The 23,259-nt window shown below is 68.3% G+C and carries 20 protein-coding genes; 11 read left to right on the plus strand and 9 right to left on the minus strand.

Translation table 11 applies throughout. The features are described from left to right. Positions 1-70 precede the first annotated feature (70 nt). The gene (locus tag QRN67_RS12390) at positions 71-799 is read right to left on the minus strand and encodes a helix-turn-helix domain-containing protein (protein ID WP_106935205.1); all 729 of its coding nucleotides are present in this window, start codon (positions 797-799) and stop codon (positions 71-73) included. 203 nt (positions 800-1,002) lie between these two features. Here QRN67_RS12390 and QRN67_RS12395 point away from each other — a divergent pair, with 203 nt between their 5' ends. From QRN67_RS12395 to QRN67_RS12430, 8 genes are all read left to right on the plus strand, one after another. After that, positions 1,003-2,166: an NAD(P)/FAD-dependent oxidoreductase gene (locus QRN67_RS12395; RefSeq protein ID WP_285412004.1), complete on the plus strand. Its 1,164-nt coding sequence runs from the start codon at positions 1,003-1,005 to the stop codon at positions 2,164-2,166. A 34-nt stretch (positions 2,167-2,200) separates the two neighbouring features. Then, entirely contained in the window at positions 2,201-3,652 is a 1,452-nt protein-coding gene (locus tag QRN67_RS12400; protein ID WP_285412005.1) for a M81 family metallopeptidase, read from the plus strand. A gap of 46 nt (positions 3,653-3,698) precedes the next feature. Continuing rightward, the gene (locus QRN67_RS12405) at positions 3,699-5,282 is read left to right on the plus strand and encodes an ABC transporter substrate-binding protein (RefSeq protein ID WP_081266862.1); all 1,584 of its coding nucleotides are present in this window, start codon (positions 3,699-3,701) and stop codon (positions 5,280-5,282) included. Between the two features lie 30 nt (positions 5,283-5,312). After that, complete coding sequence (locus QRN67_RS12410; RefSeq protein WP_081266863.1) at positions 5,313-6,248, plus strand: ABC transporter permease; 936 nt, start codon at positions 5,313-5,315, stop codon at positions 6,246-6,248. 19 nt (positions 6,249-6,267) lie between these two features. Further along, entirely contained in the window at positions 6,268-7,188 is a 921-nt protein-coding gene (locus QRN67_RS12415; protein ID WP_285412006.1) for an ABC transporter permease, read from the plus strand. Between the two features lie 10 nt (positions 7,189-7,198). Next, on the plus strand, positions 7,199-8,230 hold the full coding sequence (locus tag QRN67_RS12420; protein ID WP_285412007.1) for an ABC transporter ATP-binding protein: 1,032 nt from the start codon (positions 7,199-7,201) through the stop codon (positions 8,228-8,230). Beyond that, entirely contained in the window at positions 8,227-9,240 is a 1,014-nt protein-coding gene (locus QRN67_RS12425; RefSeq protein WP_285412008.1) for an ABC transporter ATP-binding protein, read from the plus strand. Before QRN67_RS12420 ends, QRN67_RS12425 begins: the two co-directional genes overlap by 4 nt. A 332-nt stretch (positions 9,241-9,572) precedes the next feature. Beyond that, on the plus strand, positions 9,573-11,036 hold the full coding sequence (locus tag QRN67_RS12430; protein WP_285412009.1) for an N-acyl-D-amino-acid deacylase family protein: 1,464 nt from the start codon (positions 9,573-9,575) through the stop codon (positions 11,034-11,036). A gap of 18 nt (positions 11,037-11,054) precedes the next feature. On the opposite strand, the gene QRN67_RS12435 is transcribed toward QRN67_RS12430, so the two are convergent. The 5 genes from QRN67_RS12435 to QRN67_RS12455 all read right to left on the minus strand — a co-directional run bounded on the left by QRN67_RS12435 (position 11,055) and on the right by QRN67_RS12455 (position 15,103). Further along, entirely contained in the window at positions 11,055-11,267 is a 213-nt protein-coding gene (locus QRN67_RS12435; protein WP_081266868.1) for a hypothetical protein, read from the minus strand. Positions 11,268-11,377: 110 nt separating this feature from the next. Beyond that, positions 11,378-12,280, minus strand: coding sequence for a ZIP family metal transporter (locus QRN67_RS12440; RefSeq protein ID WP_285412010.1), 903 nt, complete (start codon positions 12,278-12,280; stop codon positions 11,378-11,380). 120 nt (positions 12,281-12,400) lie between these two features. Next, positions 12,401-13,297, minus strand: coding sequence for a dienelactone hydrolase family protein (locus tag QRN67_RS12445; RefSeq protein WP_081266870.1), 897 nt, complete (start codon positions 13,295-13,297; stop codon positions 12,401-12,403). A 99-nt stretch (positions 13,298-13,396) separates the two neighbouring features. After that, on the minus strand, positions 13,397-14,146 hold the full coding sequence (locus QRN67_RS12450) for an aspartate/glutamate racemase family protein (protein ID WP_285412011.1): 750 nt from the start codon (positions 14,144-14,146) through the stop codon (positions 13,397-13,399). A gap of 66 nt (positions 14,147-14,212) precedes the next feature. Next, complete coding sequence (locus QRN67_RS12455; protein ID WP_106935213.1) at positions 14,213-15,103, minus strand: transporter substrate-binding domain-containing protein; 891 nt, start codon at positions 15,101-15,103, stop codon at positions 14,213-14,215. 240 nt (positions 15,104-15,343) lie between these two features. Between QRN67_RS12455 and QRN67_RS12460 the strand changes: the two genes are divergently transcribed. Continuing rightward, complete coding sequence (locus QRN67_RS12460) at positions 15,344-16,555, plus strand: D-amino acid dehydrogenase (RefSeq protein ID WP_285412012.1); 1,212 nt, start codon at positions 15,344-15,346, stop codon at positions 16,553-16,555. Between the two features lie 22 nt (positions 16,556-16,577). Here the strand turns inward: QRN67_RS12460 and QRN67_RS12465 are convergent, their stop codons facing one another. The 3 genes from QRN67_RS12465 to polA are packed head-to-tail and all read right to left on the minus strand — an operon-like array spanning position 16,578 to position 21,660. Beyond that, positions 16,578-17,480: a LysR family transcriptional regulator gene (locus QRN67_RS12465; RefSeq protein WP_081266874.1), complete on the minus strand. Its 903-nt coding sequence runs from the start codon at positions 17,478-17,480 to the stop codon at positions 16,578-16,580. A gap of 20 nt (positions 17,481-17,500) precedes the next feature. Continuing rightward, positions 17,501-18,799 carry a M20/M25/M40 family metallo-hydrolase gene (locus tag QRN67_RS12470; RefSeq protein ID WP_285412013.1) on the minus strand — a complete coding sequence of 433 codons (1,299 nt, stop codon included), beginning with the start codon at positions 18,797-18,799 and terminating at the stop codon, positions 17,501-17,503. Positions 18,800-18,840: 41 nt separating this feature from the next. Then, positions 18,841-21,660, minus strand: a complete 2,820-nt coding sequence (gene polA / locus QRN67_RS12475; protein ID WP_285412014.1) for a DNA polymerase I — start codon at positions 21,658-21,660, stop codon at positions 18,841-18,843. A 96-nt stretch (positions 21,661-21,756) separates the two neighbouring features. Between polA and QRN67_RS12480 the strand changes: the two genes are divergently transcribed. Both QRN67_RS12480 and QRN67_RS12485 read left to right on the plus strand, forming a co-directional pair. After that, positions 21,757-22,131: a hypothetical protein gene (locus QRN67_RS12480; protein WP_106937515.1), complete on the plus strand. Its 375-nt coding sequence runs from the start codon at positions 21,757-21,759 to the stop codon at positions 22,129-22,131. A gap of 58 nt (positions 22,132-22,189) precedes the next feature. After that, positions 22,190-23,254, plus strand: a complete 1,065-nt coding sequence (locus tag QRN67_RS12485) for a homoserine kinase (RefSeq protein ID WP_285412015.1) — start codon at positions 22,190-22,192, stop codon at positions 23,252-23,254. Positions 23,255-23,259: the final 5 nt, after the last annotated feature.

The following is a 23,259-nucleotide window of genomic DNA, read 5'->3' on the forward strand; positions in this document are numbered from 1 at the left end:
GGCGCACAGCATATCGGCCGCTTCGCCGGCGGCCAGCAAATCGGCGACACCCGCTGCCGCCTGCCGGTTCTCAGCCCTTGCCGCGGGCCGCCTGTTTCTTCGCGGGTTGCCCGGCCTTCGCCTTGGCGATGCGCGGCGGCTTCAGCGCGGGCGCCTCGCGTGCCGACTGCATGTGCCCGCTCTCGCCGATCGTCATGCCGACGATACGCGCGAGCTGCCGGCTCACGCTCACGTAGGCGTGGCCCAGGCGGCTGTCGAAGTACAGCGAGTCGCCGCGCGACAGGCGCACCACCTCGCCGTTGTCGAAGTGCACGTCGATCTCGCCCGACAGCACATAGGCGAATTCCTCGCCCGCATGGCGCACGAAATCTTCGGGCCCGTTGATGCGGCGCGCGTGCACCGTGCCGACGATGGGACTCATCTGCTTGCCTGCCGCCGTGGTGCCCAGGAACTCGTAGGCAATCGCAAGCCCCCGGTAAACCACGCCCTTGCCCGCGCGCGTGACCACCGGGCCGTCGAGCTGCGCGGGCTTGACGCCGGCGCCCGCGAACATCGCGTTCATGTCCATCTCGAGCGCGCGGCCCAGCGCGGTGAAGTTCTCGTAGCCCAGCGCGAGCTGGCCGCGCTCCGCGCGCGAAATGGTGGTGATCGACACGCCCGAGCGCTCGGCAAGCTGCGCCAGCGTCCAGCCGAAACGCTTGCGCGCGCTGCGCAGGCGATGACCGAAAGTGGTGCGGTCCAGCGTGGGCGGCTCGTCCTTCGGCCTGGTCGCAGGCTTGGTCCCTGTGTGTGGATTCACGCTTGGCTTTCTCTTGTGATGCAGGGAGATTCTGCCAGCCCGGTGCCGCCCCATCCATGCGGGGCGGCGCTCGCCGGGCCCGGAAGTTGCGTATCCGCAAATTGCGTGAACGCAAATTTCACCAGGACGGTGCACCATGGTTTCCCCTTGTTCGGCCTTTTTTAATTTGCGTATCCGCAAATTTGTTCCTACACTTTTCGCCGATGACTTCCAATACACCAGCGCCCCTCGTGGCCGACTACCTCGTGATTGGCGGCGGCATTGCCGGGGCTTCGGTGGCCCACTGGCTCGCGCCGCACGCCCGCGTGATCCTCCTGGAGCGGGAGTCCCAGCCGGGCTACCACTCCACCGGCCGCTCGGCCGCGCTCTTCATGGAGAGCTACGGCACGGCGCAGGTGCGCGCCCTCACCATGGCCAGCCGCGCCTTCCTCGAGCATCCGCCCGAAGGTTTCTCGGAGCACCCGCTGCTCACGCCGCGCGGCGCCATGATGGTCGCGGGCGCCGAGCACATGGCCGAGCTCGAGGCCCACTGGGAAGTGCTGCGCGCCATGGACACCGGCGCCTCGCGCCTGACCGGCGAGCAGGCCCGCGAACTGGTGCCCGCGCTGCGGCCCGAACAGGTGCAGGGCGCGGTGTACGAGCCCGACGCGGCCGACATGGACGTGCACGCCATCCACCAGGGCTACCTGCGCGGCATGCGGCAGGCCGGCGGCAAGCTGGTGTGCGATGCGGGCGTGACGGCCATCGAGCGCACCGGCGACGTCTGGCGCGTCACGGCCGGCGGCAACGTGTACGAAGCCCCCGTGGTGCTCAACGCGGCCGGCGCATGGGTCGACACCATCGCGCGCCTGGCCGGCGTGCCGCCGCTGGGCATCGAGCCGCGCCGGCGCTCGGCCTTCATCTTCGCGCCGCCCGAGGGCGAGAACGTGGCCCACTGGCCGATGGTGTTCGGCGCCGACGAGAGCTGGTACATCAAGCCCGACGCCGGCATGCTGCTCGGCTCGCCGGCCAACGCCGACCCCGTGGAGCCGCAGGACGTGCAGCCCGAAGAGCTGGACATCGCCTACGCCATCCACCACATCGAGGAAGCCACCACGCTCAGCATCCGCCGGCCCACGCGCACCTGGGCGGGCCTGCGCTCCTTCGTGGCCGACGGCGACCTGGTTGGCGGCTTCGAGCCCGCCGCGCCCGGCTTCTTCTGGGTGGCCGCGCAGGGCGGCTACGGCATCCAGACCTCCGCCGCCATGGGCGAGGCCTGCGCCGCGCTGGCGCGCGGCCTACCGCTGCCGCAGCGCATCGCGGACTTCGGGCTCACGGCCGAGATGCTGGGCCCGCAGCGGCTGCGCACCGCCGCCGTGGCCGCCTGAACAGAAAAACCCACAACCACAGAAGAGACCATCCATGCGTGTGTTCAGTGCCTCCCTCGCCACCGAGACCAACACCTTCGGCCCGATGCCGACCGGCCTCGCCTCCTTCAAGGACCGCGGCTACTTCCCCGCCGGCCAGCATCCCGATGCGCTGACGATCTACTCGGGCCCGCTGTGGGCGGCGCGCATCCGCGGCAAGGAAAAGGGCTGGACGCTGCTCGAAGGCATGGTGGCCGGCGCACAGCCCAGCGGCATCACCACCCGCCACGCCTACGAGACGCTGCGCGAGGAAATGCTCGCCGACCTGCGCGCCGCGCTGCCGGTGGACATGGTGCTGCTCGGCCTGCACGGCGCGATGGTGGCCGACGGCTACGACGACTGCGAAGGCGACATGCTGCAGCGCGTGCGGCAGATCGTCGGGCCCGGCGTGATCGTCGGTGCGGAGCTCGATCCGCACAACCACCTCACGCCCGCGATGGTCGACAACGCCGACGTGATGGTCTCCTTCAAGGAATATCCGCACACCGACGTGCTCGAGCGCGGGCTGGAGCTGGTGGACATCTGCGCCGCGGCGGTCGAGGGCAAGGTGAAGCCGGTGCATGCGATGGTCGACTGCGACATCATCGTCACCGTGCACACCTCGCGCGAGCCGGCGCGAAGCTTCGTCGAGCGCATGCAGGCGCTCGAAGGAAAGGACGGCGTGCTCTCTGTCTCGCTCACGCACGGCTTCTCGTGGGGCGACGTACCCGAGATGGGCACCAAGGTGCTGGTGTACACCGACGGCGACCAGGCCAAGGCCGATGCGCTGGCGCGCCAGCTGGCAGACGAAGTCATCGCCATGCGCGACGGCCTCACGGTCAACTACCCCAGCATCGACGCCTCGCTCGACGAAGCACTGGCCTTCGACGGCGGCCCGGTGGTGCTGGCCGACGGTGCCGACAACCCCGGCGGCGGCGCGGCGAGCGACTCCACCTTCATCCTGCGCCGCATGCTGGAGCGCGGCATCACCAACGCGGCTCTGGGCCCGATGTGGGATCCGATCGCGGTGCGCATCGCGTTCGACGCGGGCGTGGGCGCCAGGCTGCAGATGCGCATCGGCGGCAAGATCAGCCCGCTGTCGGGCGACCCGCTCGACCTTGACTGCACCGTGAAGGCGCTGATGCACGACCTGGTGATGACGGGCCTGTCGAACACGCCCACGGCCATGGGTGACTGCGCGCTGGTCGAGGCAGGCGGCATCGAGATCGTGCTGATCACGCGGCGCAACCAGGCCATGGGCACCGACCTGTTCACGCAACTGGGCTGCGACCTGGCCGCGAAGAAGATCGTGGTCGTGAAGTCTTCGCAGCATTTCTATGCGTCGTACGCCAAGGTGGCGAAGCACGTCATCTACGCGGGCGCGCCGGGCGCCGTGACGCTCGACCTCACGACGCTGCCTTACCGCAAGGCACGCCTGCCCAAGTGGCCGATCGGCGTCGCGGCCTGATTTTCTTCCTGCCTTTCTTTCGCCCCCACCGACCGGAGAACCGACGATGAAACGACGAACGCTTGCCGCCTTTGCAGCCCTGGGTCTTGCCGCTTGCGCGGCGAGCTTCCCGGCACTCGCCCAGACGCAGCCCAAGACCCTGAAGGTGGTGGCGCACGCCGACCTGAAGATCCTCGACCCGACCTTCACCACGGCCTACATCTCGCGCAACTTCGGCTACATGGTGTACGACACCCTGTTCGCGCAGGACTCCACCGGCAAGCCGCAGCCGCAGATGGTCGAGAAATACACCACCTCGAAGGACGGCAAGCAGTGGAGCTTCACCCTGCGCCCGGGCCTGAAGTTCTCCGACGGCAGCGCCGTGACCGCGGCCGACGCCGTGGCCTCGCTGCAGCGCTGGGCCGCGCGCGACAGCCTGGGCCGCGCCATGACGGCCGTCGGCGCCGAATGGAAGGCGACCGACGCGCGCACCCTCACGCTCACGCTGAACGAGCCCTTCGGCATGGTGCTCGACGCGCTGGCCAAGCCCTCGGGCTTTCCGCCGGTGATCCTGCCCGAGCGGCTGGCCAAGATGCCCGCCTCCGCGCCGCTGCCCGAAGTGCTGGGCTCCGGCCCCTTCATCTTCAAGCGCGACGAATGGGTGCCGGGCAACAAGACGGTGTTCGTGCGCAACCCCAACTACGTGCCGCGCAGCGAGCCATCCAACGGCCTGGCGGGCAGCAAGAAGAGCAACTTCGATCGCATCGAATGGCTCTACCTGCCCGACGCCAACAGCGCGGTGTCGGCGCTAAAGCGCGGCGAGGTCGATTTCATCGAGCAGCTGCCGCCCGACTACATCGCACCGCTGCGCACCGACTCCAACGTCAAGATCGGCTCCGGCGGCGCCTACCAGGCCTTCCTGGTGATGAACCAGCTGCACCCGCCCTTCGACAACCCGAAGGTGCGCCAGGCGCTGCTGCAGGGGGTGAGCCAGGAGCGCTTCATGGCGGGCATGGGCTTTCCGCTGGACATGCGCATGGCCTACTGCGCCACCTACTTCATCTGCGGCAGCCCCAACGAGACCTCCGCCGGCGCCGAGCCCTACCGCAAGGCCGACGTGGCCAAGGCCAAGAAGATGCTCGCCGACGCCGGCTACAAGGGCGAGAAGGTGGTGCTGATGGTGCCCAGCGACGTGCCCTACCTCAACGCAGAAGCGCTGATGGCCGCGCAGACCATGAAGAGCATCGGCCTGAACGTTGATGCCCAGACCATGGACTGGGCCTCCATCGGCGCGCGCCGCGCCAAGCGCGACGCGGGCGATGCCGGCGGCTGGAACATGTACGTCACGGTGGCCGGCGAGTTCGACGCCAACTCGCCCATCGCCAACGCCTACCTGGGCGCGGCCTGCGGCAACACCCTGCCCGGCTGGCCGTGCGACAAGCCGCTCGACGAGCTGCGCACCGCCTGGCTGAAAGAGACCGTGCCCGCCAAGCGCAAGGAACTGCTCGACGCCTTCCAGGCCCGCGCCTACCAGGCCGTGCCGTACATCAACGCGGGCCAGTACTCGGCCGCGTATGCCGCGCGCTCCAGCCTCAAGGGGCTGGACAAGCTCTGGGCCGGCATGCCGGTGTTCTGGGCGCTCGACAAGTAACGCGCCCGAACAGCGCACGCAGGTCATTCCATGGGCTACATCGTTCGACGTTTTCTCTCGACGCTTCCGGTCATGGCGGTGGTGGCCGTGGTGGTGTTCCTGCTGATCCACCTGTCGCCCGGCGACCCGGCCGCGCTCATCGCGGGCGACCTCGCCACCACCGAAGACATCGAGAAGCTGCGCGCCACGCTCGGGCTGAACCTGCCGCTGTGGCAGCAGTTCACGCTGTGGCTGGGCAAGCTGTTCACCGGCGACCTCGGCACATCGATCTTCACGCAGGTTCCGGTGGCGCAGCTGCTGGGCCAGCGGCTGGAGCCCACGGTGTCGATCGCCGCGCTGACCATGCTCATCACGCTGGTGGTGGCGGTGCCGCTGGGCACGCTCGCGGCCTACCGCGCGGGCAGCTGGATCGACCGGCTGGTGATGCTGTTCGCGGTGCTGGCTTTTTCGGTGCCGGTGTTCCTGGTGGGCTACCTGCTGGTGTACAGCTTCGCCATCCAGCTGCCGTGGTTTCCGGTGCAGGGCTATGTGCGCTTCGCGGACGGCGCGGGCGAATGGCTGCGCTCGCTGGTGCTGCCCTGCGTGAACCTGGCGCTGGTGTACATCGCGCTGGTGACGCGCATGACGCGCGCCACCGTGCTCGAGGTGCTGCATGAAGACTACATCCGCACCGCCCGCGCCAAGGGCCTGGGCGTGCTGCCGGTGCTGGGGCATGCGCTGCGCAACGCGGCCATTCCCATCGCCACCACCATCGGCGCGGGCATCGCGCTGCTGATCGGCGGCGTGGTGGTCACGGAGACGGTGTTCGCCATTCCCGGCGTCGGCCGGCTGGTGATCGACTCTGTGCAGCGGCACGACTACCCGGTGATCCAGAGCGTGCTGCTGCTGTCGGCGGGCGTGTACGTGCTGATCAACCTGCTGATCGACCTGAGCTACCGCCTGTTCGACCCGCGCATCCAGTACTGACGAAGAAGAACCCCACGCAATGTCCACGGTCCTTCCCTTGAACACCGCACAAGCCCCTGCCGACTCGGCTGCCTCGGCCGCCCCGGCCGATGACGAAGCGCCCTTCGTGCCGCCGCGCTTTCGCTGGGTGCGCAAGCACCCGACGCTGATCATCGGCGCGCTGCTGCTGATCGCGATTGCCGCCCTTTCCATTGCCGCGCCGTGGATCGCCACGCACGATCCGCAGGACATCGACCCGCTCGCGCGCATGCAGCCGCCCTCGGCCGAGCACTGGTTCGGCACCGACGCGCTGGGCCGCGACGTGTTCAGCCGCGCCGTATGGGGCGGCCAGGTGTCGATGATCGTGGGCGCCACGGTCGCTGTGCTGGCCACCTTCTTAGGCATCGCGCTGGGGCTGGTGGCGGGCTTCGTGCGCTGGGCCGACGGCCCCGTGATGCGGGTCATGGACGGGCTCATGGCCATCCCCGGCATCCTGCTGGCCATCGCGCTGATGGCGGTGACGCGCGCCAGCCTGACGACGGTGATCATCGCCATCACCGTGCCGGAGATCCCGCGCGTGGTGCGGCTGGTGCGCTCGCTGGCGCTCACGCTGCGCGAGCAGCTGTTCGTGGAGGCCGCGCACGCGGTGGGCACGCGGCTGCCGACCATCCTGGTGCGCCACGTGCTGCCGAACATCGTGGCGCCGCTGGTGGTGCAGGCCACCTTCGTGGCGGCGGCCGCGGTGCTGACGGAAGCGGCGCTGTCCTTCCTCGGCGTGGGCGTGCCTTCGCAGACGCCGAGCTGGGGAAACATGATGGCCGAGGGCCGCAACTTCGTGACCGTGGCCTTCCACATCATCCTGTACCCGGGGCTGCTGCTGGCGGCCACGGTGCTGGCCATCAACCTGCTCGGCGACGGCCTGCGCGACGCGCTCGACCCCCGCCTGGCGCGGCAACTGTGAAGGACATGCCATGACGATCAACATGTCCCACACCGCGCTCGCCCCGGGCGAGCCGCTGCTCGAGGTCGACAACCTGCGCACCCACTTCCACACGCTGGCGGGCGTGGTGCGCTCGGTCGACGGCGTCTCGTACACCGTTCGCGCCGGCCGCACGCTCGGCGTGGTCGGCGAATCGGGCTGCGGCAAGAGCGTGACGGCACTGTCCATCCTGCGGCTGGTGCCGACGCCGCCGGGCCGCCACATGGGCGTCGTGCGGCTGCGCGGCACCGACCTGATGCAGCTGAGCGAACGCGAGATGCGGCAGATCCGCGGCAACCGCATCTCGATGATCTTCCAGGAGCCGATGACGTCGCTGAACCCGGTGCTCACCGTGGGCCGGCAGATCGCCGAGACGGTGCAGCTGCACCAGAAGGCCAGCCGCGCCGATGCCCTGAAGCGCGCGGTAGAAATGCTGCGCGTGGTGCAGATCCCCGAGCCCGAGCGCCGAGTGAACGAGTACCCGCACCAGCTCTCCGGCGGCATGCGCCAGCGCGTGATGATCGCGCTGGCCCTGGCCTGCAACCCCGAGGTGCTGATCGCCGACGAGCCGACCACCGCGCTCGACGTGACTATCCAGGCGCAGATCCTCGACCTCATCAAGCGGCTGCAGAAGGAGCTGGGCATGGGCGTGGTGATGATCACGCACGACCTGGGCGTGGTGGCCGAGAGCTGCGACCGCGTCGTGGTGATGTATGCCGGCAAGAAGGTGGAGGAAGCCGACGTGGTCGACCTGTTCGACCGCCCGCTGCACCCCTACACCCGCGCGCTGATGGCCTCGATGCCCGCGATGAACACCGCGAGCACGCGTCTTACCGAGATACCGGGCCTGGTGCCCGCCGCGCACGAGCTGGGACGCGGCTGCGCCTTCGCGGCGCGCTGCAGCCATGCGCGCGCACGCTGCCGCGCCGAGGCGCCGCAACTCACCCTGCAAGGCGGCGACCACGTGGTGGCCTGCTTCGCGGTCGAAGAACAATGGGCCGGCGTGGAAGAGGTGACGGCATGACGACAACGACCACGGCCACGGCGAGCGCACCGCTGCTGCGGGTGCGCGACCTGCGCAAGCACTACACCGCGCCCAAGCGCTGGCTCAGCCCGCGCAAGCCGCCGATCCAGGCGGTCGACGGCGTGTCTTTTTCGGTGGCGCGCGGCGAGACGCTGTCGCTGGTCGGCGAGTCGGGCTGCGGCAAGACGACCACGGCCAAGTCGGTGCTGCGGCTGGTGGAGCCCAGCGGTGGCTCGGTGCAGCTCGAGGGCGAGGAGCTGCTGACGCTCTCGGCTGAAGACATGCGCATGCGCCGGCGCGACCTGCAGATCATTTTCCAGGACCCGTACGCCTCGCTGAACCCGCGCCTGACCGCCGGCGACATCGTGGCCGAGCCGATGCGCAATTTCAGCAACCTCGGCACGGGCGGCAGCGCGGCCGAGCGGCGCGAGCGCGTGCAGTGGCTGTTCTCGCGCGTGGGGCTGCGGCCGGAGGCGGCGAAGAAGTATCCGCACGAGTTCTCGGGCGGCCAGCGGCAGCGCCTGGGCATTGCACGCGCGCTGGCGTTGAACCCGAAGCTGATCGTGTGCGATGAGCCGGTGTCCGCGCTCGACGTGTCGGTGCAGGCGCAGGTAGTCAACCTGCTGATGGACCTGCAGGCCGAATTCGGCATCGCCTATCTGTTCGTGGCGCACGATCTTGCGGTGGTGCGGCACATCAGCCATCGCGTGGCGGTGATGTACCTCGGGCACATCGTCGAGATCGCGGACCGCGACACGCTGTTCTCGGCGCCGCTGCATCCATACACGGAGATCCTGCTGTCGGCCGTGCCCGTACCCAACCCGCGCACGCCCGCGCGGCGCATGTTGCTGCAGGGCGATCCGCCGAGCCCCGCCAACCCGCCTTCGGGATGCCGCTTTCACACGCGCTGCCCGATGGCGCAGGCGGTGTGCAAGGAGAAGGTGCCCGAGCTTGGTGAGCGCCCTTCTTCTTCCAATGGCGGGCATTGGGTTGCCTGCCATTTCCGCTGAGATGACTTTGCTTGTTCCTCAGGTCGGTTGTTCGGGGTGCGATCGTGCCGACGGGGTACCTTGCTCCGCGAATGTCCCCCGGCCTTCGGCCTCCTCCTTTATTTCGCTGCGCAAGGCACCCCGCCGGCACGATCGTTCAGAGCCCTGGTTGATTGGCTCGCACAAGCGCTGCGTCCATGTGCACAGGGCGCCGGGTATTCCCCGCAGCGAAATAAAGGAGGAGGCCGCAGGCCGGGGGACATTCGCTGCGGGGAATACCCGGCGGCCTGTGCACGCGCCCTGAACCACAGCACCAAGAAAAAAACGCCCAAAAAAACACGAAAGGACCCGCCATGACCGAACCCACACCCCACTACGACCTGCTGATCCGCGGCGGCACAGTCATCGACGGCACCAAGGCGCCGCGCTTCGACGCCGACGTAGGCATCACCGCCGGCCGCATCGCCGCCATCGGCAACCTCGCAGGCCACACCGCGGAACAGACCATCGACGCCACCGGCCGCATCGTCGCACCCGGCTTCATCGACTCGCACACCCACGACGACCAGGCCGTGCTGTCCCAGGCGCAGATGCCGTTCAAGGTTTCACAGGGCGTGACCACGGTGGTCGCCGGCAACTGCGGCATCAGCGCCGCGCCGCTGCGCATCGACATGGATTTGCCGATGCCGCTGAGCCTGCTCGAGTCGCCCGCCGAAGGCCGCTTCACCAGCTTTGCCGCCTACCTCGACGCACTGCGCGCCACGCCCTCCTCGGTCAACGTCGCCGCGATGGTCGGCCACTCGACCCTGCGCGCCGTCGTCATGGCGGACCTCGACCGCCCCGCCAACGACAGCGAGATCGCCGCCATGCAGGCCCTCGTCGAAGAAGCCATGCAGGCCGGCGCCATCGGCATGTCTACCGGCACCTTCTACCCGCCTGCGGTGAAGGCCACGACCGAGGAAATCATCGAGGTCGGCCGCCCGCTCAGCGCGCGCAAGGCGCTGTACGTGACCCACATGCGCGATGAGAGCGACCGCGTGATGGAATCGCTCGAAGAAACCTTCCAGATCGGCCGTGCGCTGAACATCCCCGTGGTGGTGTCGCACCACAAGGTGCAGAACACGCAGAACTTCGGCAAGACCAAGGTCACGCTGCCCTTCATCAAGGAGGCCATGCGGCACCAGTGCATCGGGCTCGACTGCTACCCCTACACCGCCGGCTCCACCATGATCCGCACCGACCGCGGAATGATGGAAGGCCGCGTGCTCATCGCGTCGAGCGTGCCGCACCCCGAGTGCGCCGGCCGCGACCTGAAGGACATCGCCGCCGAATGGGGCGTGTCGGGCGAAGAGGCCGCGCAGCGGCTGCAACCCGGCAGCGCGATCTATTTCATGATGGACGAGGACGACGTGCAGCGCATCCTCGCGTTCGACGACACCATGATCGGCTCCGACGGCATTCCGCTGGGCGACAAGCCGCACCCGCGCCTGTGGGGCACTTTCCCGCGCGTGCTGGGCCACTACAGCCGCGACATCGGCCTCTTCCCGCTCGAAACCGCGGTGTGGAAGATGACCGGCCTCACCGCCCGCAACTTCGGCCTGCACGAACGCGGCACCCTCAAGCCGGGCCACCACGCCGACGTGGTGATCTTCAACGCCGCGACGGTGCGCGACACCGCCAACTACGAAACGCCGATGCAGCCAGCCGAAGGCATCGACGCGGTGATCGTGAACGGGGCCGTGACCTGGCGCGACGGCGTGCACAGCGGTGCGCGCAATGGGCAGGTGATCACGCGGCGCGAGACGCAGGCGGCCTGACCCCCTTGAAGGACTCGTTCAGTCCGGGGCGTTCATCACGCGATCGAATTCCTCGTCCGCCGGCACGTTGTCGGCATCGAGCTCGCTCGCATCGGTGAGATCGATGCCGGTTTCATCTGACAGGTCGTCGGAGGCATCGCTCTCTATTTCCTCGAAGTCGTCGGCTGGCGTGTTGTCCTCATCGTCGTCTGAGGGCGAAGCGGAGCGCGCGGTGGCGTCGACGTTGTTCATGATCGGTTCCTAGGCTGATTGCTGACAGGCCCCCTATGGTGCGCCTGTTTCAGCCGTTCCGGTTCATCCGGCACGCAGCGTCGGTGTCGGAAAGTTTCCCGCCGGGCGCGTCAGTCCTTGTGCACGTGGCCGTGTTCGCCGTGCCCGGGGTCGCTGTGGCCGTGATCGTGGCCATGCTCGCCGTGGGCCAGCCGGCTCACGCCGGTGACCAGCACGATGCCCGCGGCCAGCCACAGGATCTGCGCCGCCGTCTGGCGGGCGGGCAGGCGCTTCTGCAACTGCGGAATCAGGTCGGCCAGCGCCACATAGACGAAGCTGCTGCCGGCCAGCACCAGGAAGTACGGCAGCCAGCCGTGCAACTGGTCGACCAGCCACCAGCCCACGATGCCGCCGAGCGTGGTCATGGTGCCGGCGAGCGACACCTTCACCAGCGCCGCGCGCTGGTTGGCCGAACTCTGGCGCAGCACCACGAGGTCGCCGATGTGGTGGGGAATCTCGTGCGCCAGCACGGCGATGGCTGCCACCAGGCCCAGGCGGATGTCGGCGGTGAAGGCCGAGGCGATCAGGATGCCGTCGCCGAAGCAGTGCACGCTGTCGCCGGTCAGCACGGCCCAGCCGCCGGTGCGCGGCGTGTTGTCGTGGCCGTGGGCATGGCCGTGAGAGTGCCCGTGATCGTGGCCATGGTCGTGCCCCGCATGCGCGTCGGCCCCGCCGCCGTGGTGGTGTTCATGGCCGTGGTGCCAAAGCTCGGCCTTGTCGAGCAGGAAGAAGAAGACCAGCCCGAACAGCAGCACTGCGAACAGCAGCGCGGGCTCGATGCCGCTCTCGAAGGCTTCGGGCAGGAGATGCATGAAGGCGGTGGCAAGCAGCGCGCCCGCCGCGAGGCTCAGCAGGTGCTGCGGGTTGACGCCGCCCGAACCAGTGCGCACGCCCACTTTCAGCAACAGGGCCGCGAGCCAGACGCTCCCGATACCGGCAACCAGGGTTGCCACGATGATGACTATCAAATTCATAGCTGCTTGCGCAAGAGGGGCGGCCACCGAGACGGTCTCGGGGCCGTTGCCCGATCATAAAAAAGAAAAAGGCCGTCACATCGGACGGCCTTCGGCGGGGGTGGCTACAGGGCGCCGTGTTCAGGCGACGCCATTGGCTTTGAACCAGGCCGTGGCGCGTTGCCAGCCGTCGTCCGCCGCGCTCTTGAGGTAGCTGGGGCGGTAGTCGGCATGGAACGCGTGGCCTGCTTCGGGGTACACGACGAAGCTCGAAGCCTTGGCCGCCGGAGTCCCATTGGCCAGAGCAGCTTTCATCTTATCAACCGTGTCAAGGGGGATCCCCTGATCTTTTCCGCCGTACAGGCCGAGCACCGGCGCCTGCAGGCTGGCGGCGATGTCGACGGGGTGTTTCGGGGTCAGTTCGCTGGCCTGGCCGACCAGCCGGCCGTACCACGCCACGCCCGCCTTGACCTTGCCGGTGGCGGCATAGAGCCAGGTGATGCGCCCGCCCCAGCAGAAGCCGGTGATGCCGGCCTTGCTGGTGTCGCCGCCGTGGGCCTTGGCATAGGCCAGCGCGCCGTCGAGGTCGGCCATGACCTGGGCGTCGGGCACCTTGGTGACGATGTCGGCCTGCAGCTTGGGAATGTCGGTGTAGCCGCGCGGATCGCCCTGGCGCGCGTAGAGCTCCGGCGCAATGGCCAGGTAGCCCAGCCTGGCGAAGCGGCGGCAGGTGTCGGCGATGTATTCGTGCACCCCGAAGATTTCCTGGATGACGAGGATCACCGGCAGACCGGTCTTGCCCTCGGGCGCCGCCGCATAGGCGGGCACCTCGAAGCCGTTGACGGTGTACTTGATCGGGCCGGCCTTCAGGCCCTCGGACGATGTGGCTACGGCTGTCTGCGCGGCAACCGGCAGCACGGCCGCCGCATAGCCCACGCCGATGGCGGCCTTGAGCGCGGTGCGGCGCGTGGCGCCCTGCCCTGTGCTCTCGCCGGGGCGAAGCGAGTCGAAGTCGGAACGGCTGTCGTCAAGGGACATGGGAAGGCTCCAGTGGAATCGTCGGACAAGGGGGATGCGCGAAAAACGCACCGCCGCAATGTAGGCGGTATTCGGCCGGCGGCCTCCATGCCCGGAATTTCAGTGGGGTTGGTCGATGCCGTAGGCGCGGCGCGCCAGCGCGGCCGCAAGCACCTGCGCCGGATCGATCAGGTCGAGCCCGGCCACGGCGGCCGAGCCCTGCAGGCCCAGCGGCACTTCGGTGCAGCCCATGACGATGGTCACCGGTCCGTGGCGCTCCGCCAGGCGCAGCGCAACTTCGGAGAAGCACTGCTCGGCCAGCGCCATGTTGCCGGCCTTCACGCCGTCGAAGATGCCGCGCGTGATGGTCCTGCGCTCTTCCGCCAGCGGGATGTGGCAGTGCAGCCCCACGTCGGCCAGCGCCTGCTCATAAAGGCGCACGCGGTACGTGCCCTCGGTGGCCATCAGCGCCACGCCGCTCGCGCCCTGCGCCGACAGCTGCCGCGCGGTCTCGCGCGCCATGTGCAGCAGCTCGACCTGCGGAAAGCGCTCCTGCAGGCTGGCATGCCAGGCGTGCGCGGTGTTGCAGGCGATGGCCACGGCCCGGCTGCCCAGCGCGGCCAGCCGGCCCAGCGCCTGCAGCATCGGCTCCAGCGGCTGGTGCGCGCCCTGCTCGGTGGAGGCCAGCGCGTCGGTGCGGTCGGGCACCGGCACCTGCGCGAGCCAGTGCTCGGGAAAGGACTGGTCGCGCACCGGCTCGCCACGCGCGCGCATCTGCTGCGCGCAGGCCTGCACGAAGAGCCGGACGAAATCGGCGCCCGCCGCGGGGCCCATGCCCCCAAGAATGCCGACAACGTTCGTCGAAACCATGATCTCTTTCTATTTCAGGAATGCCGCGGCGAAGCGACACGAAGTGCGCGCAGCCTGGGGGCGAGCTCAAATGGCCGGCTTGTCGCTCAAGGCTTTCAGGTTTTCCTTCAGCTGCGGGCTCATCGGCAGGTTCAGCGGCAGGTTCTTCGGCGGAATCGGCTGCATGAACCATTTGTCGTAGAGCTTCTCGAATTCGCCGCTCTTCATCATGGCGGCGAAGGTGTCGTCGACCACTTTCTTGAACGCCGGGTCGTCCTTGGGCAGCATGCAGGCATAGGGCTCGACCTGCAGCGACTCGCCCACCACCTCGAAGTCCGAAGGCGTCTTCGCGTTGGAGATCAGGCCGAAGAGCAGGACGTCGTCCATCGCGAAGGCCACGGCGCGGTCGCTCTCCAGCAGCAGGAACGAATCGGCGTGGTCCTTGCCCAGCACGATGTTCATGCCGAGGTTCTTCTCGATGTTGTACTTGCGCATGACCAGCACGTTGGTCGTGCCGGTGGTGCTGGCCACGGTCTTCTTTGCAAGGTCGGCGTAGTCCTTGATCTTCGAGGACTTCTTCACCAGCAGCCGCGTGCCCGTATAGAAATGATTGATGGCGAAGGCCACGTCCTTGCTGCGCGCGGTGTTGTTGGTGGTGGAGCCGCACTCCAGGTCGATGGTGCCATTGGTGATCAGCGGAATGCGGTTCTGCGAGGTGACGGGCATCAGCGCCACTTGCAGGTTGGGCTTGTTCAGTTTCTTCTTCACCGCCTCGACCACGGCATTCGAAAGCTCGACGGAAAACCCGATCGGCTTGCCGGGGCCGTCGAGGTAGCTGAAAGGCACCGAAGACTCGCGGTAGGCGAGCGTGATCTTGCCGGACTCGGCGATCTTGGCGAGCGTGTCGGCGGCTTGCGCGCCGGTGCCGGCAAAGAGCACCGCCGCGGCCATGGAAGCCATCAGTGAAGAGGATTTCATTCGAGCTCCGTTCGGTTGGATTGAACAGAAGGGCAGTGTAGGAAGGACGGGCCCAGGCGAATAATTCCAATTGAAACCCGGGCCATGCCCAAAGGTTATGGGCGCAAGACGGGGTCTGCCGGGCATGCACTTCGGCTATGGGGCGGGGTGCTATTTGCATGGGCGGCGGGCGGCGCGCGGCTCTAAAGTCTGCGTTGCGCCTCTTTCTTTTTTCTTCATCACTCCCGGAAAGTTGTCCCAATGCATGTGTGTGTGCTCGGTGCCGGCATCGTGGGCCTGGCCACGGCCTGGCAGCTGGAACGCCAGGGCCACCAGGTCACGGTGATCGATAGCGCGACGCCGGGAGCCGGCGCCAGCGGCGGCAACGGCGCGCAGCTCAGCTATTCCTACGTGCAGCCGCTGGCCGACCCGTCGATCTGGAAGCAGCTGCCCAAGCTGCTGCTCTCGCCCACTTCACCGCTCAAGCTGCGGCCGCAGCTCGATCCGCTGCAGTGGCGCTGGGGCATGGCGTTCCTGGCCGCCTGCAACGCGCAAACCTCGCAGCGCACCACGGCGCAGCTGCTGGCGCTGGCGGCCGAAAGCCGCGCGGGCTTCGAGGCGATGCGGGCCGACATCACGCCCGACTGCGATTTCTCCGCCACCGGCAAGCTGGTGCTGTATGCGAGTGAGGCATCGCTGGCAGGCGCGCGTGCGCAGCTGGAGCTGCAGCGCGCCATGGGCAGCGAACAGCGGCTGGTGACGCCCGACGAGTGCGTCGCCATCGAACCCGCCCTTGCAGGCTATCGGGCGCGGATGGCTGGCGCTGTCTACACGCCGAGCGAGTGCGCCGCCGACTGCCTCAAGGTATGCGCCGAGCTGATGCGCGCCTTGAGCGCACGCGGCGTTCGATTCATGCTCGGCACCGACGTGCACGGCTTCGCGCGCAACGGCGAGCGCGTCGCCGCAGTGCGCACCAGCGACGGCGACGTGGAGGCCGAAGCCTTCGTGATGGCGCTGGGCACCGCCTCGCACAGGCTGGGCCGCTTGCTCGATGCCTACCTGCCGGTGTATCCGCTCAAGGGCTACAGCATCACGGTCGATGTCGACCCCGCACCCGGCGCGGCGCCGCGGGTGAACGTGACGGACAGCGCGCGCAAGGTGGTGTTCGCGCGCATCGGCTCGCGCCTGCGCGTGGCGGGCATGGCCGAGCTGGTGGGGCATGACGCGCGCATTCCGGCCACGCGCATCGAGGCGCTGGAGGCCGCGACGCGCGCCCTCTTCCCGCAAGCGAGCCGATTCGAAGCATTGCACCCCTGGACCGGCATGCGACCCGCCACGCCGACGGGCCTGCCGATCATCGGCCGGCTGGACAGCGCGCCGTCGAACATGCTGTTCAATACCGGCCACGGCGCGCTGGGGTTCACGCTGGCCTTCGGCTCCGCGCAGCGGATCGCGCGGGCGCTGGCGGATTGACCGGCACGAACGGAACAGCGCGCTAGACGGCGTCCTGCAGCGCCTGCTGCATGCAGCGCGTGATGCCGCGCACCACCACCGAATCGGGCCGCCCCGCGAAGCGAAGCGCCCGTATCGGCACCGGGATGTGCGGCTCCAGCGTAAGCACGTCGACCTTCTCGCGGTCGGCCGAGCGCGCGGTGCAGCCGTCGATCAGCGCAATGCCGATGCCGTGGTGCGCCATCGCCAGCGCCGCGTGGTAGGTCTGCACCGTCACCACCGCCTGCTGGAAACCCACGCCGGCCTGCCGGCAGGCCTGGCTCAGGCTGGTGCCGACGGGGTCGCGGCTGTCGAGCCCGATGACCGGCCGGTCGACCAGGTCGTGCAGCGCCACCGAGCCGTTGCGCAGCAGCGCGCGTGGCAGCATGCCCTTGGGCGCGATGCACACCATGCGGCTGTCGGCCAGCGACTCCTGCGTGAGCGAAGGATGCACCGCCGGGCTGAACGCAAAGCCCACGTCGGCCTCCTGCAGCAGCAGCGCCGACATGATCTGCGGCGAGTGCAGCGACTCGACCGTGATCGCATAGCCCGGGTACTGCTCGCGAAAGGCCTTGAGCGCGCGCGGCAGGATCTCGTAGCTCAGCGCCAGCACGCTCAGGATGCGCAGCTCGCCCGAGTCGCCGGCCGTGCGCAGGTTGGCGGCAAGCCGCTGCACCTCGTCGAGCTGCGCGAACAGCCGCTCGATGTGCGGATACAGCGTGAGCGCCTCGGTGGTCGGCGTCAGCCGCCCCTTGGCGCGCTGGAACAGCGGAAAGCCCAGCTGCAGTTCCGCATGCTGCAAGGTGCGGCTGACCGCCGGCTGCGTGATGTTGATGAGCCGCGCCGCCGCGCTCACGCTGCCGGTGAGCATGATCGCGTTGAAGACTTCGATGTGGCGCAGGCGCATCGCGGGCGGCGGTTGGGTCGTCAGTTGCCGTTGGCTGTTTTCCCGCGGGCGATGTCCATCACCATGCGAGTGCCGAGATAAAGGCGCGGTTCGATGGAGTCGACCAGCACGTACTCGGCATCGGCCGAGTGCGCGCCGAAGCCCTGCAGGCCGAAGCGCTCGATGACGGGCGCCTTGGTCTTGAGCGCCGCGAAGGCCGCGTCGGTGCCGCCGCCGGCGGCCTTGTCGTCCGCGCCCAGCGGCAGGCCGAGCTCGTCCTTGTAGATCTGCTGCGCATGGCGGGCCATGGCGCGCGAGGCGTCCGTGGCTTCCAGCGGCGGACGGCGGCGTTCGAAATTCAGCTGGACCTTGGCTTCGGGAATCAGCTGCTTCTTCACGCGTTCGTTCACCTGCTGCTCGATGCGGTCGTAGTCGCTGACCTTGAGCACGCGCACGTCGGCGCCTGCGGTGGCGCTGGCCGGAATCACGTTGCGGTTGCTGCCCGACTTCGAGATGGTCCAGTTCATCTTGAGGCCCGTGGCCGGATCGGACAGGTCGCGCATCTGCAGTATCTGGTGCGACAGCTCGTACAGCGCGTTCACGCCCAGCTCGGGCGCGGAGCCCGCGTGCGAGGCCTTGCCCGTGACATGCAGCGTGACCGAGGCAATGCCGGCCGTCGCAAGCGAGAGCTTGTCTTCCTTGACGTAGGCGCCCTCGAAGGACATGACCGCGTCGTGCTCCGCGCCCATGCGCGTGATGAGCGCGCGGGCGCCCGGCGAGCTGATTTCCTCGTCGCCGTTGATCAGCACGGTGAGCGTGCCGTACTCCTTGAACTTCATCGCCTGCAGCATCGACACGATGTGCGTGATGACGGCAATGCCCTGCTTGTCGTCGGCGATGCCCAGGCCGTAGGCCTTGTCGCCTTCGACGCGGAACGGCTGCTTGTTGAGCATGCCGATGGTGTAGACCGTGTCCATGTGCGCGATCAGCAGGATCTTCTTCTTGCCGGTGCCCTTGAAGGTGGCGCGCACCACGCGGCCCACCTTCTCGGGCGTGTCTTCCATGCGGTAGGCCTCGGCGCTGGGGTCGATCAGCTCGACCTCGCCGCCCAGCGCCTTGAACCTGTCGGCGATGAGGTTCGAGATTTTCTCGAGCCCTTCGAGGTCGCGGCTGCCCGACTCGATGGAGACCAAGTCTTTCAGCGTCTCGAGCAGGGCCGGCTTTTGCTTGGCGGCGAGCGCGGCGATGCGGGCGTCTGGCGCGGCGAAGGCGGTGCCGAGCGTGGCGGCGCAGACGGCAAAGACGGCGGTGTGCAGGAACTTGCGATGCGGGAATTTCATTGGGGAGGTTTTTTCTTTCGTCTCGTGTTCGAGCGTGGTTTTCAATGCGCCTTGTCCCAGTTGGGGCCGACGCCGATCTCGGCGAGCAGCGGCACCTTCAGCGCGGCAACGCCGGCCATGATGCGCGGGATTTCCGTGCGCACCCATTCGACCTCTGCCTCGGGCACTTCGAACACCAGTTCGTCGTGCACCTGCATGATCATCTTCGTGCCGCGCTTCTCTTCGTCAAGCACGTTCTGTACCTTCACCATGCTGAGCTTGATGAGGTCGGCCGCCGTGCCCTGCATCGGCGCGTTGATGGCCGCGCGCTCGGCGCCGCCGCGGCGCGGGCCGTTGGGCGAGTTGATCTCGGGCAGGTACAGGCGCCGGCCGAACACGGTCTCCACGTAGCCCTGCTCCTTGGCCAGCGCCTTGGTCTCGTCCATGTAGGCCTTCACGCCCGGGTAGCGCGCGAAGTAGCGTTCGATGTAGGACGCCGCGGCCTTGGTCTCGATGCCGAGGTTCCTGGCCAGCCCGAAGCTGCTCATGCCGTAGATCAGCCCGAAGTTGATGACCTTGGCATAGCGGCGCTGCTCGCTCGACACCTCGCCCGGCGTGGAGCCGAACACCTCGGCCGCCGTGGCGCGGTGCACGTCGATGCCTTCGGTGAACGCGCGCAGCAGCGACTCGTCGCCGCTGATGTGGGCCATGATGCGCAGCTCGATCTGCGAGTAGTCGGCGCTGGCGATCACGCTGCCGGCGGGCGCCACGAAGGCCTCGCGCACGCGGCGGCCTTCGGGCGTGCGGATCGGGATGTTCTGCAGGTTGGGGTCGTTGCTGCTCAGGCGCCCGGTGACGGCCACGGCCTGCGCATAGTGCGTGTGCACGCGGCCGGTGCGCGGATTGGCGAGCTGGCCGAGCTTGTCGGTGTAGGTGCCCTTGAGCTTCGACAGGCCGCGGTGCTCGAGGATCTTGGCCGGCAGCGGGTAGTCCTCGGCCAGTTTCTCGAGCACTTCCTCGTCGGTGCTGGGCGCGCCGCTCGGCGTCTTCTTGATCACGGGCAGGCCCAGCTTGGTGAAGAAGATCTCGCCGATCTGCTTGGGCGAGCCGAGGTTGAAAGGCTGCCCGGCGATGTCGTAGGCCTCCTGCTCGAGCGCCATGATGCGCGTGCCGAGTTCGTGGCTCTGCGAGGCCAGCGTCGGCGCGTCGATCAGCACGCCGTTGCGCTCGATGCGGTAGAGCGCCTCGCTCGAATCCATTTCGAGCTGGTAGATGAAGCGCAGCTTTTCGTCGCGCTCCAGCTGGGGCCAGAGGGTGTTGTGCACGTCGAGCGTCTGGTCGCTGTCCTCGCACGAGTATTCGGCCGCCTTGGCGATGTCGACCTGGCTGAACGGGATCTGGTGCGCACCCTTGCCGCACAGGTCTTCGTACGAGATGCCGCTGCGGCCCAGGTGGCGCTCGGCCAGGCTCGACAGGCCGTGCGGCTTGTGCACTTCGAGCACGTAGCTCTGCAGCATGGTGTCGTGCGCATAGCCCTGCACCTCGATGCCATGGTTGGCGAACACGTGGCGGTCGTACTTGATGTGCTGGCCGAGCTTCTTCTTGTCGCCGTTCTCCAGCCAGGGCTTGAGCTTGGCGAGCACTTCGTCGATGGGCAGCTGCTGGGGCGCGTCGGGATAGTTGTGCGCAAGCGGGATGTAGGCCGCCTCGCCGGGCGTGACGCTGAAGCTCACACCGACGATCTGCGCGACCATCTCGTCCAGCGAGGTGGTCTCGGTGTCGATGGCGGCCAGCTCCGATGCCTCCAGCCTGGCGAGCCACGCATCGAACTGCTCCCAGGTCATGACGGTGTCGTACTTGAGATTGCTCGCGGGAGCCGCCGCCTCCAGCGCCGACATGTCGGCGGGCTCGTCGAACAGGCCGCCCTGGTCCTTGCCGGCCTTGGCGCCGGCTTTCTTCTTCTTGATGCTTTCCTCGATCAGCTCGGGCGGCACTTCCTGCGCCTCGAGCGTCTTCACCAGGCTCTTGAAGCCGAACTTCTCGTAGAAGGGCTTGAGCTCGGCCGTCTGGGGCGCGCCGACCGGCAGGCTTTCGAGCGACGGCAGCCCGGCGACGTGGCCGTCGAGGTCGCAGTCGGTGCGGATCGTGACCAGGCGCTTGCTCAGCGGCAGCTTGTCGAGCGCGCCGCGGAGGTTTTCGCCGGCGGCGCCCTTCACTTCAGCGGCGCGTTCGACCAGCGCATCGAGCGAGCCGTATTCCAGCAGCCACTTGGCCGCCGTCTTGGGACCGACCTTGGGCACGCCGGGCACGTTGTCGACGGAGTCGCCCACCAGCGTCTGGTAGTCGACCATCAGGTGCGGCGGCACGCCGAACTCGGCCGTCACGCCGGCCACGTCGCGCTTCTTGCCGTTCATGGTGTCGATGATGGTGATGTGCTCGTCGACCAGCTGGCTCAGGTCCTTGTCGCCGCTGGAAACGATCACCTCGATGCCCTGCGCGGCGGCGATCTTGGCGAGCGTGCCGATCACGTCGTCGGCCTCCACGTCGGGCACGCTGAGCACGGGCCAGCCGAGCAGCCTGACCACCTCGTGGATGGGGTCGATCTGGCTGCGCAAGTCGTCGGGCATGGGCGAGCGGTTGGCCTTGTATTCGGGGTACCAGTCGTCGCGGAAAGTCTTGCCGGGCGCGTCGAAGATGCAGGCCGCGTAGTCGGCGCGGACCTCGCGGCGCAGCGCGGTCATCATGTTGATCATTCCCCGGATGGCGCCGGTGGCCGGGCTCTTCGGGTCGCCGGGCACGGCCCGCAGGTCGGGCATGGCATGGAAGGCACGGTAGAGGTAGCTCGAGCCATCCACGAGCAGCAGCGTTTTCTTGTCGGTCATCGGGTCATTTTGCCGTGCCCGGACTGGCCTGCGGAACCACACCGGAACGAGGTGCAAACCGACACCCCCGTGCAGGCGCACGCCTACAATCAGTGCATGCCTAGCTCCACACTCCTGGTCGCCCGCCGCATCCTGCTGGCGCTGGCTTTCGCAACCCCGTTTGCCGCCACCGTGCACGCGCAGCAGCCTGCGCCCGCCCCGGCTGCCGCACCGCCGGGCGATCCGCTACAAAATCAGGAGCAAGCCGCCGAAGGCCGACGCAACCAGAAGGTGGAGAACCTGCACACCGAGGACAGCGCCGCCACCGTCGACGAAGTCCGCTACGGCGGCCGCACGCAGAGCATCAACGTCAAGCCCAAGTCGAACATGCCCGGCTACGAAGTGCTCCCGGCCGACGCGGCCACCGGTCGCCAGGGCTCCACGGAAACGGGCGCCAACGGCCCCCGCGTCTGGAACGTGATGAAGTTCTGATGACCGTGCGCCTCTCCGTTTCCGCAGCAGCAAGCGCAACGCGGCGCTGAGCCCCGTCATGGCAGTTTTTACCGAAGTCGATTTCGGCGAGGCAGACGCGCTCGTCCAACGCCTGGGCCTGGGCCCGCTGCGCGAGCTGCGCGGCATCGAGGGCGGCATCGAGAACACCAACTACTTCGCGACCACCGAGTCCGGCGAGTTCGTGCTCACGCTGTTCGAGCGCCTGAGCGCCGAGCAGCTCCCCTACTACCTCTGCCTGATGAAGCACCTGGCGAGCGCCGGCCTGCCGGTGCCCGCGCCCGTGGCCGAGCCGCCAGCGCCCGAGAAGGCCGCCAGGAAGGGGCCGTCCCCCGCCGCAGGCACCGCCGAAGCCGCATGCGAGCTGCTGCACACCGTCGCAGGAAAGCCGGCCGCGGTAGTCCAGAAGCTTTCAGGCCGCAGCGAGCTGGCGCCCGGCCCCGCCCACTGCGCCGAACTGGGCGCGATGCTCGCGCGCATGCACCTCGCGGGCCGCGACTACCCCCGCATCCAGCCCAACCTGCGCGGCCTTCCCTGGTGGAACGAGACCGTGCCGGTGGTGCTGCCGTATATCGAGGAATCGCAGGCGACGCTGCTGCGCGCCGAGCTGGCCTACCAGAACCACGTCGCCGAATCGTCGACCTATGCGGCACTGCCGCGCGGGCCGGTGCATGCCGACATGTTCCGGGACAACGTCATGTTCGCAACCGGCGACAACGACGATGGCGCCCCGCCTCGCCTGACCGGCGTGTTCGACTTCTATTTCGCCGGCACCGACACCTGGCTGTTCGACCTGGCCGTGTGCCTGAACGACTGGGCCATCGACCTGCCGAGCGGCCGGCACGACGCCGAGCGTTCCGAGGCACTGCTGTCCGCCTACGAAACCGTGCGCCCGCTGAACGCCGCCGAGCGCGCGCTGCTGCCCGCGATGCTGCGCGCCGCCGCGCTGCGCTTCTGGATCTCCCGCCTCTGGGACTTCCACCTGCCGCGCGAGGCGAGCATGCTCAAGCCCCACGACCCCGCGCATTTCGAGCGCGTGCTGCGCGACCGCGCCACCCACCCGCATGCCATGGCCCAGGCGCTCGCGCCGCTCATGGCAGCCTGACCCTC

The sequence above is a fragment of the Variovorax sp. efr-133-TYG-130 genome, from assembly GCF_030208835.1.
GTDB lineage: Bacteria > Pseudomonadota > Gammaproteobacteria > Burkholderiales > Burkholderiaceae_C > Variovorax.

Bases quoted from the DNA above. Each gene is read 5' to 3' on its own strand.
- QRN67_RS12480 (WP_106937515.1), top strand. From the start codon at position 21,757: ATGCCTAGCTCCACACTCCTGGTCGCCCGCCGCATCCTGCTGGCGCTG.
- QRN67_RS12445 (WP_081266870.1), bottom strand. From the start codon at position 13,297: ATGTCCCTTGACGACAGCCGTTCCGACTTCGACTCGCTTCGCCCCGGC.
- QRN67_RS12455 (WP_106935213.1), bottom strand. From the start codon at position 15,103: ATGAAATCCTCTTCACTGATGGCTTCCATGGCCGCGGCGGTGCTCTTT.
- QRN67_RS12405 (WP_081266862.1), top strand. From the start codon at position 3,699: ATGAAACGACGAACGCTTGCCGCCTTTGCAGCCCTGGGTCTTGCCGCT.
- QRN67_RS12485 (WP_285412015.1), top strand. From the start codon at position 22,190: ATGGCAGTTTTTACCGAAGTCGATTTCGGCGAGGCAGACGCGCTCGTC.
- QRN67_RS12430 (WP_285412009.1), top strand. From the start codon at position 9,573: ATGACCGAACCCACACCCCACTACGACCTGCTGATCCGCGGCGGCACA.
- QRN67_RS12400 (WP_285412005.1), top strand. From the start codon at position 2,201: ATGCGTGTGTTCAGTGCCTCCCTCGCCACCGAGACCAACACCTTCGGC.
- QRN67_RS12415 (WP_285412006.1), top strand. From the start codon at position 6,268: ATGTCCACGGTCCTTCCCTTGAACACCGCACAAGCCCCTGCCGACTCG.
- QRN67_RS12425 (WP_285412008.1), top strand. From the start codon at position 8,227: ATGACGACAACGACCACGGCCACGGCGAGCGCACCGCTGCTGCGGGTG.
- QRN67_RS12440 (WP_285412010.1), bottom strand. From the start codon at position 12,280: ATGAATTTGATAGTCATCATCGTGGCAACCCTGGTTGCCGGTATCGGG.
- QRN67_RS12395 (WP_285412004.1), top strand. From the start codon at position 1,003: ATGACTTCCAATACACCAGCGCCCCTCGTGGCCGACTACCTCGTGATT.
- QRN67_RS12420 (WP_285412007.1), top strand. From the start codon at position 7,199: ATGACGATCAACATGTCCCACACCGCGCTCGCCCCGGGCGAGCCGCTG.
- QRN67_RS12470 (WP_285412013.1), bottom strand. From the start codon at position 18,799: ATGAAATTCCCGCATCGCAAGTTCCTGCACACCGCCGTCTTTGCCGTC.
- QRN67_RS12410 (WP_081266863.1), top strand. From the start codon at position 5,313: ATGGGCTACATCGTTCGACGTTTTCTCTCGACGCTTCCGGTCATGGCG.
- QRN67_RS12450 (WP_285412011.1), bottom strand. From the start codon at position 14,146: ATGGTTTCGACGAACGTTGTCGGCATTCTTGGGGGCATGGGCCCCGCG.
- QRN67_RS12460 (WP_285412012.1), top strand. From the start codon at position 15,344: ATGCATGTGTGTGTGCTCGGTGCCGGCATCGTGGGCCTGGCCACGGCC.
- polA (WP_285412014.1), bottom strand. From the start codon at position 21,660: ATGACCGACAAGAAAACGCTGCTGCTCGTGGATGGCTCGAGCTACCTC.
- QRN67_RS12465 (WP_081266874.1), bottom strand. From the start codon at position 17,480: ATGCGCCTGCGCCACATCGAAGTCTTCAACGCGATCATGCTCACCGGC.
- QRN67_RS12435 (WP_081266868.1), bottom strand. From the start codon at position 11,267: ATGAACAACGTCGACGCCACCGCGCGCTCCGCTTCGCCCTCAGACGAC.